This window comes from Spirosoma endophyticum, assembly GCF_900112365.1.
Lineage (GTDB): Bacteria > Bacteroidota > Bacteroidia > Cytophagales > Spirosomataceae > Spirosoma > Spirosoma endophyticum.
This window is the reverse complement of record NZ_FOLQ01000005.1, coordinates 49644-65075: the sequence shown is the minus strand read 5'-3', so window position 1 is coordinate 65075 and position 15432 is coordinate 49644. Positions and strand designations below refer to the sequence as shown.

The following is a 15432-nucleotide window of genomic DNA, read 5'->3' as shown; positions in this document are numbered from 1 at the left end:
GCCGTCTATTGTTTGGCAACAGTTACCCCAATTTTAGAGTCGGCGGTTCCATAATATAAAAACCAGCGGCCCTTGAACGGTACCATGCCTTCCAGAAAACACACCTGATTAACCTGGCCCTGTATTTCATACGGCTGATCGGGTTTAATAAAATAGGTCTCCGACCGGTCGAGCAGTTTTGCCGGATCGTGTGCATCAAACAGCAGTTGTCCTCCGCAATAAGCCCCTTTAGGAAGATTTGGATCACCATTCTGATCGGCATTCATGCCATTATAAATCAACTGAATACCGTCTTTCGTGAGCATGGCAAACGCGCCGGGTTCCATTAATCGAGAATCGTATTTCCCTGGTCGCGACTCGGCCGCAATCACGGGTTCGCCCCTGTCGCTTTCGAGCGGTGACCAGTGCAAAAGATCATCCGACGTAGCAAGCCGAAGCTTTGGCTGGTCGCCCCAATACATCCAGTATTTTCCGTTGATTTTCTGCGCGACCAATCGGTCACCCATGCGTTTGCACACAATCGCTCCTGATTTCGACCATAAATTCCGATACTTGCCATTATCGAACTGACTGAACGCCAATCCCTGTTTATTCCATTTGATCAAGTTGCGCGATGTAGCTACGCAAAGTCGCGCTATATCACCGTCGTAGGATGTGTAGGTCATTACGTATACGCCGTTCGGGCTTTCAACAACGCGTGGATCTTCACAACCTCCTTCCCACTCATATACCTTCATCGCATCGTTATCCGGATAAAACACCGGTTTTGGCATCCGTTTGAAATGAATACCATCCGTACTCTCAGCCAATCCCAGGCGCGACGTACCGGCATATTTTCCAACAGTATCTTCGGCCCGGTAAATCATATATACCTTTCCATTACGTACTACGGTTGCCGGGTTGAAGACGTCTTTCTCTTCCCATCGAACGGTTTCTTTACGTATAGGACAGGCAAAAGTGGTACTGCTTTTTGCATCCAGAATTGGGTTGTGTGCGTTCTCTTTCTGGAATGGCCCCAGCATCCAGGGCTTTTCGGGTTTGGGTTGCGCCAACAGGCAGCCCGGCAATAGGAAAAGGAATAGAAACGAACGCTTCATTATGGATCGGATTAGGGTTTAATCGCTTGATGAAAAGCCAAACATCATCATTTGGCCACTACTTTCTTGCCTAATTTTTCTTCAGGCACCAGTTCGGCTTCATGCGGAAGCTCGGTTGGTAGTTCGGCGGTCGCTACCTGGCCGAACCAGCGCGCCCGTTGCTGGTAGACGAACTGGCCGTTAGTCTGGTCACTATCCAGTTCCAGCAGCCGGATACCACCGGGATGGTCGGTACTAGGTTCTTCATATACGACCTGGAGGCCCACCCACGCCAGATACTCATTTAGTTTTGCTGCGAGTGGCTGGTTACCAAAAACACATAGGTCGTAATACCAATCCAGCGATTCTCCTACAACAGCCTCCGTCACGGAGCGATAATTGTCCAGGGTGTAGCCAACGAAGGGCTTTCCGAAACGTTGCCACATCAGCCGCATGACGTCGTCCAGCGACCGCTCGTGGTTTGTGAGCCGGCGAATGTGCAAGTCCAGAATCAGCGCCACAATGGCCCCTTTGTGGTAAACTGACACTTTGCGATCCGGTACACCTTTGTCGTAACCATCGAGCCACAAATCCCACGACGACTCGGTGAGCGACTGAAAGGCCAACCCGTTATTTTCGAAATGACGTTTGAACACAACCTGCAACTCTTTCAGGTACGCTTCATCCGTGAATACGCCCGACTGCCGAAGCATCAAATCGCCATAATAGGTCGTTACGCCCTCTGCCACAAAGCAGGTTGTAAAGTAATTCTCCTGTGTGAAATCATAGGGCAATAACTCGGCAGGCCGAATACGGATAATGTTCCAGGCATGAAATAACTCGTGCGACGACACGCCCAGTAAATCCTGATACAATCCCTCTCCTTCGTCGTTTGGGCCAAGCACCAGCACTGTCGAATTGCGGTGTTCAACGCCGTGATAATAAGGAACAGGTAAGATCAGGGTCAGAAAATGGTATGCCCGTTCGGGAAATTCGCCGTAAAGTTCAAGTTGTTTGTGCGAGAACCGGCTGAAATCCTGGATGATCCGGTCCGCATCGAACGTAGTGTTTCCGTCGGTACGTCGACCCCCCTGAATCCAGACGTGAAACGGCACGTCACCTACCTCATATTGAATGTGTTGCATTACTGGCGCAGCAATCAAGGGGCAGTCTACCAGTTCATAGAAATCAGCCGCCCGAAGGTTTTTAGGATCAGTTTGTTCCAGTCCACAGGCAATCATCCACCCATCGGGAATATCCAGTTCAAGCGTGCAGGGCTCGGTGATACGCCCTTCAGCATACAGGCACAGATTTACCGGATTGACATAAAGCAACGTATCACTTATGAAACTACTGCCTGCGTTGAGCAGATTGGGCGTAGAAAGGAGCGAATAATAATTATACTGTACAGTCAATGCAGTCGATTCATTCGTCTGAACGCGCCAACGATCTTTCGTGATTTTCCGAAATGGCAGGGGTTGCCCTTTTTCATCGAAAATCTCAAACCGCTGAATGTTTTTGGCAAACTGCTGCAATTCATACCGTCCAGGTCGCCAGGCGGGTAATTGTAAATCAACTTCCGGCGTAGTGATATTCGTTAGATGCGCGTCAACGGCAATATAATGCGGATTGGCCCGGTCGGCAGACAGTCGATAATGCATAAATTAACAGAAGAGTAAGGCCCAAAAATAACAGTCGCCGAAAACCAGAGTGCCTTGTGTACTAAAGTAATAGCTACAACAAGGCCCAATTTCCGGCGAAAAACGTATCTACAAAAGTAACGTCCAATAGATCAATTCGTTTTTATATACTTACGCTTGGTAAACTGTAGTCATTCTGCTATCTTTGCGGACTCATTTGGAAAATAGAGGTTTAGGAAAGATATATCATGAAAAGAACGTACCAACCATCGAATCGGAAGCGGAAAAACAAACACGGCTTCCGCGAGCGGATGGCCAGTGCCAATGGCCGTCAGGTTTTGGCCCGCCGTCGTGCCAAAGGTCGCCACAAATTGACCGTCTCGGACGAGAAAAAAGGCGAACGCTTTAAAATCTAGTCGATAGTCAATAGTGGTCAGTCGTTAGTTAATAGTGCCACTGACAAGTAAACAGCTATTGATTCCCACTACTTTATGCCGCAAACCTTCCCAAAATCCGAACGGCTTTGCAGTAAAAAAATTCTGGGTGAATTATTTAAAAAAGGTAGTATGTCTGTCGGGACGTTCTACCTTTTTCCGTTTCGGACACTGTATATGCATGCGTCTGAATCCGAGCCAGAAGGCAAGTCGGCACTGCCAGCCATTGTCATCACCGTTCCCAAGCGAACCTTCAAGCGCGCTGTTGACCGTAATCTCGTACGCAGGCGAGTACGTGAAGCTTACCGACTAAATAAGCATCTTTTCGACAAGGAAACGACCTATCCTCCCTACATTGCTTTTCTTTATACCGCCAAACAAATAATTTCGTTTGAAGAGATAGAAAAAGGTATGAAATTAGCTATGCAAAAAGTCGTTAGTCGATAGTGGTCAGTCGTTAGTCATAAACGATATAGCTCTAGCCGTTGATTATTGACTTATACTGATGACTATCGACCAAAGACTGACGACTCAATCCTATGCGCTTTTCCAAACGTTTTACCTTATTAGCTTCGTCGGCCCTCATAGCGGGTGGCATTGGTTTCTTTTCCTTTAAGACCGACGACCGCTTTTTTGAGATTGCCCGCAACCTCGACATCTATGCTACGTTGTTCAAAGAGTTGAATCTCTACTACGTCGATGAAGTGAATCCCAACCGTATGGTGAAAACCAGCATCGATGCGATGCTGAAAGCCCTTGATCCATACACGAACTTTTTCGCCGAAGACGAAATCGAGGACTACATGACCATGACCACCGGTCGCTACAATGGCATCGGTGCGCTGATTGGTCAGCGACTGGGCAAGAGCATCGTGCTCATGGTCTATGAAGGAACACCGGCCGAGAAATCGGGATTGCAAATCGGGGATGAGGTCGTTAAGATTGATGGTGTATCGCTGAAAAGTCTTAAAGACGCTGATCCGGGAAAACTATTAAAAGGTCAGAACAATACCGCCGTTAAGCTGACGGTTCAGCGATTCGGACAGAAAGATCCGGTAGAGCTTAGCGTACTACGCGACGTAGTGAAGATGACCAACGTGCCTTATTACGGGATGGTCTCCGAAGACGTTGGGTATATCGACCTTAAAGATTTTACGGCTACGGCCTCTCGGGAAGTACGTAGCGCCTTTCAGGAATTGAAAGGGAAAGGGATGAAAAAACTCATTCTCGACGTGCGCGAAAATCCCGGTGGGTTACTCAACATGGCTATTGATATTTCCAATATTTTTATCCCGAAAGATTCTGAAGTTGTAACAACAAAAGGAAAAGTAACCGAGTGGAACAAGACCTATACGGCGCTGAACCCATCGCTCGATCTTGAAATCCCGATTGTTGTTCTGACGAACAACCACAGCGCATCGGCGGCAGAGATCGTGTCGGGTGTAATTCAGGATTACGACCGGGGTGTTTTAATTGGCCAGCGTACGTATGGCAAAGGCCTGGTACAAACTACCCGTGAGCTGTCGTTCAATACGAAACTGAAAATTACAACGGCCAAGTATTACATACCCAGCGGGCGTTGCATTCAGGCGATTGACTACAGCCACCGCAATCCCGACGGAAGCGTTGGCAAGATCCCCGATTCGCTGAAAACGGCCTTTAAAACCAAAGCGGGTCGGGTTGTGTATGATGGCGGTGGCGTTCTGCCCGACGTAGTGGTTGAAGCTCAGACGCCTACGCCCATTGCGCTAAGCCTGAACAACAAGGGACTACTTTTTGATTATGCCGTTAAATACCGCCACGAGCACGCCAGCATCAAACCCGCCCGCGAATTCCATCTGACTGATACCGAATATCAGGATTTCACCAAGTGGGTCGCTGACAAAGACTACGATTACACGACGCAGGTGGAAAAAGACCTCGGTACGCTCGAAGCCTCGGCTAAGAAAGAAAAATATTTCGATCAGATTCAGGATCAACTGAAATCGCTCAAAACGAAAATGTCGCACAGCAAAGATGCGGATCTGAATACGTTCAAGACGGAGATCAAGACGCTGCTGGAGCAGGAAATTGCCGGGCACTATTATTTACAGAAGGGTCTTAAAGAAGCTTCGTTCGCTACTGACCCCGAAATGAAAGCCGCTCTCAATCTCTTTAAGGACATGAACCGGTATGCCTCCATCTTAAAAAGTAAATGATGAGTTATGGATGATGAATGATGAATGATTCCGTACTGAGTATCATTTATCATTCATCATTCATCATTAATATGCTTATTCTCTCTCTCGATACGTCTACTACAGTTTGTTCGGTTGCGCTCCACAAGGATGGGGTATTGCTGGGTTGCCACGAGCTTTATACAGAACGTACTTCGGCAGCTATGCTCACTACGCTGATTAGCAACGTAGTGCAGCAAACGGGCCATGAGTTGAATCAGTTAAATGCCGTAGCCGTGGCTAAAGGGCCGGGTTCCTATACCGGTTTGCGCATTGGTGTTTCAACGGCAAAAGGACTTTGTTTTGCGCTGGACAAACCGTTGCTGGCTATTAATACACTGGCCGCACTGGCCGCACAAGTCCGGTCGTATTTCCCGACTGATTACGTACTTTGCCCAATGATCGATGCCCGGCGCATGGAAGTTTATTGCGCACTATATACGACTGAAGGAGAGGAGATCAAACCTACCTGGGCGCAAATCATCGACGATAATTCATTCAACGAGTGGCTGATCCAAAGCCCGGTTGTATTTTTTGGTGACGGAGCCGCAAAATGCCGGGCCCTACTCGGAGAACAGACTAACGCCATCTTTCCTGACGTGAACGTAGTACCTTCGGCCCGGACAGTTGGCCAATTAGCCACACACGCATTTTCGGAAAATCAGTTTGAAAATCTGGCCACTTTTGAGCCGTTCTACCTCAAAGATTTCATGACAACGCAGCCGAAGAAGGCGGTACTTTAGGATGAATACATGCCTATCCTTTGACAACTACGCGGGAATCTGCCATTTTTCTCCTTATTTCGCCCCGACAACTGTCTATTTCCCGTTCCTGTGCAGATTATAGTTGATATTGGTAATACCGACGCTGTTTTCGGACTTTACGATCAAACCACCTGGAAACACATCTGGCGTACACCATCCCGGCTCGATGAAACCGCTGACTCCTATGAGCGTCGACTACGGCTCTGGCTGCTGGAAGCCAGTGTTCCCTTGAGTGCTGTCAAAACCACCGTCATAAGCAGTGTTGTACCTGGACTAGCGCCTATTATGCGGGCCATGCTAGCTGAATTATTTGGTTTTGAACCTATAGTGACCGGTCCGGAAATTTACCCAATATTACCAATCGAGATTCTTCGCCCGCATGAAATTGGGGCCGATCTTGTCGCTAATGCACTGGCGGCTTATACGCGCTACCATAGTAACTGCGTCGTCGTGGATTTTGGAACAGCGCTTACGTTTACAACGGTATCGGGCGAGGGAAAAATGTTGGGTGTAGCCATTGCACCAGGTCTGAAAACGGCCATTCGGTCGCTGTTTGCGAACACGGCCCAATTACCCGAAGTGCCTATTGAAGTACCCGTGTCTGCACTTGGTACCAGTACAACGCTGGCGATCCAGGCTGGCGTTATTCTCGGCTATGAGGGTTTGGTACGTTCCTTGCTGGATCGCATTCGAGCCGAACTACATGGCGATTGCCTTGCCGTAGCTACAGGTGGACTATCGGGACGAATACCATCACTGCGCAATGCCTTCACTGATATTGTTCCTTCTCTTACCCTGGAGGGCATACGACTTATTGGTGACCTGGTCACCGCTTCGACTAAATAACCTTATTGGTTAATCCGTTAACGCTTGAAGCGCCCTAATTAGGGCGCTTTTTTTTGTACTATATTAATAGGTATAAAAAATATTAATTTATTGTAGACCATAAAATCAAAATTTTACGGCTGCTTTTTTTAAACAAAGAACATAGAAATAGAACATTACTAACTTTTTCCTCTATCAGTTCTATCCTATCTATACATAATGAAATAATCAAAAATAGGATTATTTAATCGCTGATAATAAGGCATTTATCTATTCATTAACTTGCTCTAAGTAGCCTGATTCAAGAGCGTCCAGTAAGAGGAAAGAATCATAGGAAAATCATATTTATCAACGTATTATCAACCGTTATGAAAACTCTTTATAAGCTTACACTAATCACTATACTTGTATTATTTTGTGTTTTTTTCACTCAAGCTTCTCCGGAGAAAGAAGTCTGGCATGCGGGCCATATAACGCTCTGGAATAAGACGGTTTTAGAAGGAAATCTATCCTATAACTGGCTGGCGGAGATGGTCATGTTTCGTCAGTTGGATGGGCGCTTACACACGTTCTCGGCGAATCAGGTTGTTCAGTTTGGCTGGTTCGATTATAGTCTACATAAAAATCGGGACTTTAGATCGTTGCCAGGCTCTGCAACTAAAAATCACGACAATCGTACGTTTTTCGAAGTATGGATGGATGGGCCACTGGCTGTCGTTCGGCGATTAAGACGATCTCATGGTTTGTTTAAACGAGCATTTGGGCACCCATCGAATTATGCCGATCAGCCCACTATGGCACAAAATACCGATCTTTTTGACTATTATGTACAGGATGCGGGTCGGTTGATGGCCTTGGATCGGTTTTACCTGGAAATTTACCAACCGTTGATGACGGCTTATGATCGTGAGCTACAGGCGTATGTGCAGCAGCACAATATCAATACCCGCACACTTTTAGGGCGCCTGGTGCTCATCGATCAATATAATTTTTTGGCGCAAAAAGACCCTAGAACGGCTTCTGCCAGAGAGTCTGTTCCCTCGCAGGAATAAGTTCGGCTACGTATCGGATTGGGGAGCCGGTTCATCATTAGCTGTAGGCTGACTCTGCTTTTTCCGTTTTCGGAGCGCGTCGTTGAGCAGGTATTCGATCTGCCCATTCACACTCCTGAAGTCTTCCTGTGCCCAACGCTCCAGCTCTTTTAGTGTTTCTGGCTGAATCCGTAAGACAAATGCTTTTTTTTCTGTAGCCATAAAAGGGGGAGGAAAGGGAAGAGGAAAAAAAGACTATCTAGTTTAACTTTTCCTCCCTCTCTTCCCCTTCCTCCTTTTAATTATACAACGTTCCCGCATTTACGACCGGGCTAACGGATTTTTCGCCACATAAAACGACGAGCAGATTGCTCACCATAGCGGCTTTACGTTCTTCATCTAACGAAATTACCCCATTTTTCTCCAAACGCTCCAGAGCCATTTCCACCATACCAACAGCTCCCTCCACAATTAGACGACGGGCCGCTATCATGGCTGATGCCTGCTGGCGTTGTAGCATGGCCCCCGCAATTTCGGAGGAATACGCCAAATGACTGACACGGGCTTCAATAATATCAACGCCCGCTCGTTCCAAACGCTCGTTAAGTTCCTTTTCCAGAAATTCGTTGATCTGGCCCGTGCTGTCGCGCAGGGTTACCGACGAGGTTTCATCTTCCATATGGTCGTATGCATACGAGTTGGCTAATTTCCGCACGGCTGCTTCAGACTGGATCTGCACGAAATTAACGTAGTTATCAACCTCGAATAAAGCTTTGGCGGCATCACTCACCTGCCAGACGACAACGGCTGCAATCTCCACCGGATTGCCCATTTTATCATTTACCTTCAGCGTCTGCCCATTCAGGTTACGAGCGCGTAAACTGATTTTTGTTTTGCTATACAGTGGGTTCACCCACCTCAATCCCGTTTCTTTAATGGTGCCCACATAGTCGCCAAAGAACGTAGCATTCATCCCTTCTTTTGGATAAATAACGACGATACCTTTCAGCAGGAAAACACCGATTAAGCTTAACAGTATGGCCAGTAGTGCCCCATTATAGTTAGCAGCCAGTGCGGCCACACCAAAACAGACCAGGGCACCTATGACAAAAATATAACCCGAAACAGACGTAAGTTTTTTCTCCTGCATGACGGTAAAGAGTAAGGTGAAAATGTGACATCATTTTAATATCACAATGATACAAATGATTTTCTTTACCTCATTAAAAAATAGAAGAGCGGTTGTCTGATTACAGCAATGGCATATTCGACCTTATACCAGTAAACGCCAATCCTTTTCACTATTTTTGCCCACTCAAATACCTGGTCAACGTACTGACTGACCAACGATCTGACTGACATGCTGAGTGAACAAGAAATAAATCGCCGACAAAAACGCGAAGAATTAATCGGGATGGGCATTGATCCCTACCCAGCCGCATTATTTGACGTAACAACTACCATCGCCGACATTCGAGCTGCTTTTAGTGGTGATGTTGAGCCAGAAATGGATCTCTCCAACGACGAGCGCTGGGGCGATGTTCAACTGGCCGGGCGGCTGATGGTGTTCCGCATTAGCGGCAGTGCTTCGTTTGCTGAAATTCAGGATGCTACCGGTCGTATGCAGTTTTACTTCCGGCGTGATGATCTCTGCCCCGGCGACGATAAAACCCTGTATAACACCGTTTTTAAGAAGCTACTGGACATTGGCGACATCATTGGCGTTCGTGGTCATGTGTTCTCCACCAAGACCGGTGAATTGTCGGTTTACGTGAAGGAATTCAAAATCCTGAATAAATCACTACGTCCTCTTCCGGTGGTGAAGGAGGTGGTGAATGAAAAAGGCGAAAAAGAAACCTACGACGCGTTTACCGATCCAGAACAACGCTACCGCCAGCGCTACGTAGACCTGATCGTGAATCCGCAGGTGCGCGAGGTATTTATAAAACGTACGAAGCTAGTCAACTCAATTCGGCAATTTTTGAGCGCAAAAGGCTATCTGGAGGTTGAAACGCCCATCTTGCAACCCATTCACGGGGGAGCCACCGCACGGCCGTTCCGTACGCACCACAACTCGCTTGACATGACGCTCTACATGCGGATTGCCAACGAGTTATACCTGAAACGCCTGATTGTAGGCGGCTATGATGGCGTGTTCGAATTCGCTAAGGACTTCCGAAATGAAGGTATGGACCGGACACACAACCCGGAATTTACGCAGGTAGAATTCTACGTAGCGTATAAAGATTACCTCTGGATGATGGATACGATCGAAGAGATGGTGGAGAAAGTGGCGCTGGACGTAGCTGGAACAACCAAAGTGACAGTTGGCGAAAATGTCATCGACTTCAAACGTCCCTGGAAACGCCTGACCATGTTCGAAGCCATCGAGGAATATACGGGTGTCGACGTATCGGAAATGGACGAGGAGGACCTTCGGCAGGTAGCCGAAAGTCGGGGAATTAAAGTAGACAGCACAATGGGCAAGTCGAAGCTGATTGATGAGTTATTCGGCGATGCCTGCGAGCCCAACCTGATTCAGCCGACGTTCATTACCGACTACCCCGTTGAAATGTCGCCATTGACCAAAAAACACCGTAGCAAACCGGGTTTAGTAGAACGATTCGAGGCTATTTGCAACGGAAAAGAAATTGCGAATGCGTACTCTGAGCTAAATGACCCACTCGATCAGCGGGAACGTTTTGAAGAGCAACTCCGCTTAGCCGAACGGGGCGACGAAGAAGCTATGGCACTGGATGAAGATTTCCTGCGGGCGCTTGAATACGGTATGCCGCCAACGGCAGGTGTGGGGCTGGGCATTGACCGTCTGGCGATGATTATGACCAACCAGCCGTCGATCCAGGACGTATTGTTTTTCCCACAAATGCGACCCGAAAAGAAAGTGGAGCAGTCGGACGAAAGTGATTTCGTTGCCGCTGGTGTTCCGGCCGAGTGGGTTCCGGCCGTACAGAAACTGGGCTTTTTGACGGTTGATCAACTTGGTACAGCCAATCCCAATAAACTCTTCAACGACCTTGGGGGCGTTCGCAAAAAATTAAAACTAGAGGCTAAAATGCCAACTCTTGACGATGTTAAAGGTTGGATAGGATAACAAGCATAAGTCAAAGAATGCAACTATCTCTTGCATTCTTTGACTTATTTAATACGCTGGAACGTATAACCAGGCCCATCGTACGCAATACCACCGTCCAAAAACAATTCACTGGAGCATATTCGTACAATTGGGTTTCGAACGTACCAATTTTCTCCTGTTGATTCTGCATCCGTTTTGAGGACTAAATTACCTTGCACATCAGCTATCTGATATGTATTGGTTGCCGTTAGTTTATCATCTTTACTGGTAGAGACCTGACCGGTATCAGAAAACTTCAGTACTACGTTGGCTACTGTTGGGTTAGGAATCATAGTCGTAACACGAACTAATTTCCAGTCACCCACGATCCATTTACGGGCCTGGCCAGCATCTTTGGTATAGTCGGTATTAGCATTGCAGGTAGATGTGATTTCCTTTTTATTACAGGTCATTAAAAAACCTGTCAGGAACATGAATATCAGCGTCTTCATCGTACGTTAGATTGTGTCTGGATATGACCCAACAACCGATTTGTAGGTTGGAAAGCAACAAAGAAAAACCCCGCCTGAGGCCGGGCGGGGTTTCAATATCACATATAGACGTAGGAGACTTAGTAATCTGAGTCTATTTTTTTCACCTTTACAGCGTTAAGTCCTTTTTTGCCATCAACCACTTCAAACTGTACCCGGTCTTTCTCTCGAATGGTAATTCCGTTCAGGCCGGTAATGTGGACGAAGATGTCCCGATTGGTATCGTCTTCAACAATGAATCCGTAACCCTTGCTTTCGTTAAAAAATTTTACTACACCTGTTTGCATAAAACGTAATCAATTAAACAATTAAACATACAAAGGGTCAGTTACTAACAAAGATCACGAAACAACTACCAGGGAATCAGATAATACAGGAACTTAGTTGAAAATCATCGAACTTTGTTAAGCGTAACGTAGCAAATGACGCATAGTGCTCGTTAACGCCGTTACAACACAAAGAAAACAAAAATGTTCTGACTTCAGATAGATTGACGATACTTTTTAGCTATTTTCACTATGTTTATACTGATATTCTGTGTAAACGGCAAACAATCTACTACACATATTAGTTAGTGACCCTCAGATAGGTTCAATTTACATCCATACGCTTCGCAAACTAAACAACATGAATAAGATTAGGTATTTTGTTGAAAGTCAGGCATTTGGCGTCTGCTCGCGATTAGGTGAGAAGATGAACATCTCGGCTAGCAGTATTCGGCTGTATTTTATCTATACTTCATTTCTAACACTCGGCTCTCCCGTTATTTTATACCTGATTCTTGCCTTCTGGATGGAAATGAATAAACATATGCGTCGGCACAACCATCCAACCATCTGGGAACTGTAACTGGATGTATGATATAAGATGTATAATACATGATATGACTGGTGCTTAAAAATATTTCATACACCATATATCTCCTTGAACGTCTTTTTCCCTTCTGCAAAATACTGCCACACGATACTGCGTGGAAATAGTTTGACTTCAGTTGTTTGCTGCTGTTGTAAGCGTTTCCGTTCCTGGTGAAGGATAGGCAAACGTTTATAAAATGCGAAGTGTGCCTGTAGAATTGCTCCTACATCACTCCATTCACCAACTTTCAGGAATAGGAGGGAGGAAAGGCCGTCCAGAACCAGCCGAAGTAGTATTTTAGGCCATAACCAGCCATCGGCGGGCCAGTTTTTATAGAGCATGAACAGGCTATTCCGGTAATTTAAATACGTCTTTTTTGGATTAGATTTGTGTAATGTGCCCCCGCCAACGTGAAATACCGTCGATTGGCCGCATGCCCAGACTTCATAGCCCAGCCGCTGAATACGCCAGCACCAGTCAATTTCCTCCATATGCGCAAAAAATGACGAATCAAAGCCGCCAGTCTGGTGGAATACGTCGGCTCGCATGAACAGGCAGGCCCCCGTTGCCCAGAATACCTGTCGGCTGTCGTCATATTGCCCGTGGTCGGTTTCGAACGTAGCAAAAACCCGCCCCCGGCAGAATATATACCCCAGCCAGTCGACAAAACCACCGGCTGCGCCCGCATGTTCCAGCAATTCACGCTGGTCATAAGACCGGATCTTGGGTTGGCAGGCAGCAATCTTCGGATTGTTCTTCAGCAACGTCAACACGGGCGAAAGCCAGCCCGGCGTCACTTCAATATCAGAGTTGGGCAGAACGTAGTAAGTGGCTCCCCCATACTGGGTTCGGACGCGTTCGAGTGCCATATTATACCCCCCTGCGTAGCCATCATTGTAGGGAAGTTCGATAAGGCGAACCTCGGGAAAATTAGCCCGTACAAATGACACGGATTCATCCGTGGACGCACCATCCGCTACGTAAACCGGATGCCCATCGGTATTGGCCAGCACCGTAGGCAGAAATTTGGCCAGAAACGGTTGCCCGTTGTAATTCAGTATAACTATAGCAAGCGTATCCACAAAACGAATTTGACGTTTGTAGTTTGACGTTACGCCAAGTACGGGTGACACGAACGACAAACTATAAACGACAAACTTACAAACTATTTATTGCATCAGCCCGTCCAGATTCAAACCGGGAATATTGGGTAATAACCCTTCGGTAGCTTGGCGGAGATGTTCACGAGACTTCGTTTCAATATTCGACATCGCTTTGTTGGTAGCCGCTACAATCAAGTCCTGTAACATTTCACGATCGTCAGGCCGGATTAGATCCGGGTCAATCTCAATTTTCAGTACGTTTTTCAGGCCGTTGACTGTGACTTTAACCAGGCCCGCCCCTGACTCACCCGTTTCCGAAATGGTGCTGAGTGTTTCCTGGGCATCTTTCATTCGGGATTGAACTTCCTTCATTTTCCCGAACATGTCCATCATGTTCATAATATAAAATGAAGCGAAACTTTCGTTTCGCATTTAGTTGAATAATAGACAGTTAAGCATTTAGTACGAAACGTTATTTTCGCGGTTTTTCGCAAAAATAGTTTAGTACAATTTTAACTGGGTGCTATGGCATTTTGTTCGTCGCAATGTCCGATTGTTCGACGGCCTTCTGCCAGCGCGAATATACTGAATTGCCACGGTCTATATCGCTTGTTTCATCTGGGGAATATAACGTTGAGTGGTGCTGATGTCGGTATGCTCTGGTGAAGTCTGTGACATTTTTTCCATCCAGTTAAGTCCATCAAATGTTCGACGAAGCTGTGGTGTGTGTAAGGTGATCTGCTTGTTAATACCCAGAATAGCGCCACCTTCTTTACCAGTCGGTCATAATTGCTCACTTGGGAACGTGAGGGGGCTTCAAGTCCGATTGCTGAAAAGGTACGGTATCTGCGTTTTAGAAAAAGGAAGTAAACTGATCCGGATTTTCGCAGTAGTTAGGCTGGATACTTAGAACGGGTTTCTGACCAGAGACATAACTAAAGCATTTCATTGAAAAGCAGCCTCCGCCCATTAGAGCCAAATCGCATCAGTATCGCTCGGTTCTAGTGGGCATAGCTAAGAAGTCAAAGCACTGCTGAGCGATTGCCGCGACTTTTATGATCGACATAAATCCTAAACGCTTCCAGAGACGTACATAAGAAGCTTATTGCTCCTATCCAATTGATAAAAATAAGGCCCGGTTGCATTGCGACCGGGCTTATTGCTTCTATCCACACTAATAAAACGTGGCCAGTGGACACACGTCTTATTATCTCTTTCCAACTAGCTATTGATTGGCTTTGTTCCTGAGTACTAAGGCTACTGAAAAGAATATACCCTGTGTATGCATTACACGCCATGTTATCAAGCTGACAGGCAGCCGGAAGGCTGCAAACAAACACCTCAGGCTCGCAGTTGGATAAGGAAATAATCGCACACAATACCCTATGAAAAAACAGGCCTTACCTGCGTCAAGATCAGCCGAGCTAGACAGTCAAGCGCACGATTTTAACCCGGTTACTGGGGAGCAAGATCCCATCGGCGATAATGGAATTGTCAAGAACATCGAAGAATTCAAGGAACTTCTGGTTGAAAGCAAAAGCGAGTTGGTGAACGAGGAGGGGATGCCTCTGACAACTGATGAATTGAAAGATCGGGTTGATCCGGATAGCCCGGTGGGAGCACCCGAAGTTATTCCTTGATACGTAGTACGCCAAAGATTAGATAGTCTATGAACAAAAAAAGTCAGCTCCATCGACGAGCTGACTTTTAAACTATCCATTCACTACACTATGTTAAGGTCATGGATTCTCTTGCAAAAGCCATTGGCGTAACTATAGACCAGTCTTCCCCAACGAGGGACGTAGTATTCATAGGGGAAGAGGATTGACTACTATAGTTGCCCCGGTTACGTTTCATTTTACGG

17 protein-coding genes are annotated in these 15432 nt (G+C 46.6%); 9 read left to right on the top strand and 8 right to left on the bottom strand.

Annotated elements, in window-relative coordinates:
* Positions 1-5 precede the first annotated feature (5 nt).
* Together BM202_RS14905 and BM202_RS14900 are read right to left on the bottom strand one after the other, a co-directional pair.
* A complete protein-coding gene (locus BM202_RS14905) occupies positions 6-1097 on the bottom strand; it encodes a glycoside hydrolase family 130 protein (RefSeq protein WP_093827411.1) in 1092 nt (363 codons plus the stop codon).
* 47 nt (positions 1098-1144) lie between these two features.
* On the bottom strand, positions 1145-2737 hold the full coding sequence (locus tag BM202_RS14900) for a M61 family metallopeptidase (RefSeq protein ID WP_093827409.1): 1593 nt from the start codon (positions 2735-2737) through the stop codon (positions 1145-1147).
* Between the two features lie 227 nt (positions 2738-2964).
* Here BM202_RS14900 and rpmH point away from each other — a divergent pair, with 227 nt between their 5' ends.
* The 6 genes from rpmH to BM202_RS14870 all read left to right on the top strand — a co-directional run bounded on the left by rpmH (position 2965) and on the right by BM202_RS14870 (position 8007).
* Positions 2965-3132, top strand: coding sequence for a 50S ribosomal protein L34 (gene rpmH, locus BM202_RS14895; protein WP_046576258.1), 168 nt, complete (start codon positions 2965-2967; stop codon positions 3130-3132).
* Positions 3133-3207: 75 nt separating this feature from the next.
* Positions 3208-3597 carry a ribonuclease P protein component gene (locus tag BM202_RS14890; protein WP_093827407.1) on the top strand — a complete coding sequence of 130 codons (390 nt, stop codon included), beginning with the start codon at positions 3208-3210 and terminating at the stop codon, positions 3595-3597.
* Between the two features lie 92 nt (positions 3598-3689).
* Entirely contained in the window at positions 3690-5348 is a 1659-nt protein-coding gene (locus BM202_RS14885) for a S41 family peptidase (RefSeq protein WP_093827405.1), read from the top strand.
* Positions 5349-5419: 71 nt separating this feature from the next.
* The gene (gene tsaB, locus BM202_RS14880; protein WP_093828061.1) at positions 5420-6109 is read left to right on the top strand and encodes a tRNA (adenosine(37)-N6)-threonylcarbamoyltransferase complex dimerization subunit type 1 TsaB; all 690 of its coding nucleotides are present in this window, start codon (positions 5420-5422) and stop codon (positions 6107-6109) included.
* A gap of 90 nt (positions 6110-6199) precedes the next feature.
* On the top strand, positions 6200-6976 hold the full coding sequence (locus tag BM202_RS14875) for a type III pantothenate kinase (RefSeq protein ID WP_093827403.1): 777 nt from the start codon (positions 6200-6202) through the stop codon (positions 6974-6976).
* A 347-nt stretch (positions 6977-7323) separates the two neighbouring features.
* The gene (locus BM202_RS14870; RefSeq protein WP_093827401.1) at positions 7324-8007 is read left to right on the top strand and encodes a hypothetical protein; all 684 of its coding nucleotides are present in this window, start codon (positions 7324-7326) and stop codon (positions 8005-8007) included.
* Between the two features lie 6 nt (positions 8008-8013).
* Here the strand turns inward: BM202_RS14870 and BM202_RS14865 are convergent, their stop codons facing one another.
* Both BM202_RS14865 and BM202_RS14860 read right to left on the bottom strand, forming a co-directional pair.
* Complete coding sequence (locus BM202_RS14865; protein ID WP_093827399.1) at positions 8014-8208, bottom strand: type II toxin-antitoxin system antitoxin; 195 nt, start codon at positions 8206-8208, stop codon at positions 8014-8016.
* Positions 8209-8284: 76 nt separating this feature from the next.
* Positions 8285-9136 carry an SPFH domain-containing protein gene (locus BM202_RS14860; RefSeq protein ID WP_177236597.1) on the bottom strand — a complete coding sequence of 284 codons (852 nt, stop codon included), beginning with the start codon at positions 9134-9136 and terminating at the stop codon, positions 8285-8287.
* Positions 9137-9346: 210 nt separating this feature from the next.
* Between BM202_RS14860 and lysS the strand changes: the two genes are divergently transcribed.
* Positions 9347-11098, top strand: a complete 1752-nt coding sequence (gene lysS / locus BM202_RS14855; RefSeq protein ID WP_093827398.1) for a lysine--tRNA ligase — start codon at positions 9347-9349, stop codon at positions 11096-11098.
* 44 nt (positions 11099-11142) lie between these two features.
* Here lysS and BM202_RS14850 read toward each other — a convergent pair whose 3' ends face one another.
* Together BM202_RS14850 and BM202_RS14845 are read right to left on the bottom strand one after the other, a co-directional pair.
* A complete protein-coding gene (locus BM202_RS14850) occupies positions 11143-11571 on the bottom strand; it encodes a hypothetical protein (protein WP_093827397.1) in 429 nt (142 codons plus the stop codon).
* A gap of 119 nt (positions 11572-11690) precedes the next feature.
* Complete coding sequence (locus tag BM202_RS14845) at positions 11691-11897, bottom strand: cold-shock protein (RefSeq protein ID WP_012930831.1); 207 nt, start codon at positions 11895-11897, stop codon at positions 11691-11693.
* 340 nt (positions 11898-12237) lie between these two features.
* On the opposite strand from BM202_RS14845, the gene BM202_RS14840 reads away from it, so the two are divergent.
* Positions 12238-12459: a PspC domain-containing protein gene (locus BM202_RS14840; protein ID WP_093827395.1), complete on the top strand. Its 222-nt coding sequence runs from the start codon at positions 12238-12240 to the stop codon at positions 12457-12459.
* A 56-nt stretch (positions 12460-12515) separates the two neighbouring features.
* Here the strand turns inward: BM202_RS14840 and BM202_RS14835 are convergent, their stop codons facing one another.
* Together BM202_RS14835 and BM202_RS14830 are read right to left on the bottom strand one after the other, a co-directional pair.
* Positions 12516-13547 carry a glycosyltransferase family 2 protein gene (locus tag BM202_RS14835; protein ID WP_093828056.1) on the bottom strand — a complete coding sequence of 344 codons (1032 nt, stop codon included), beginning with the start codon at positions 13545-13547 and terminating at the stop codon, positions 12516-12518.
* Positions 13548-13634: 87 nt separating this feature from the next.
* Positions 13635-13967: a YbaB/EbfC family nucleoid-associated protein gene (locus BM202_RS14830; RefSeq protein ID WP_093828054.1), complete on the bottom strand. Its 333-nt coding sequence runs from the start codon at positions 13965-13967 to the stop codon at positions 13635-13637.
* A gap of 986 nt (positions 13968-14953) precedes the next feature.
* Here BM202_RS14830 and BM202_RS14825 point away from each other — a divergent pair.
* The gene (locus tag BM202_RS14825) at positions 14954-15208 is read left to right on the top strand and encodes a hypothetical protein (RefSeq protein WP_093827394.1); all 255 of its coding nucleotides are present in this window, start codon (positions 14954-14956) and stop codon (positions 15206-15208) included.
* The last annotated feature ends 224 nt before the right edge of the window (positions 15209-15432 follow it).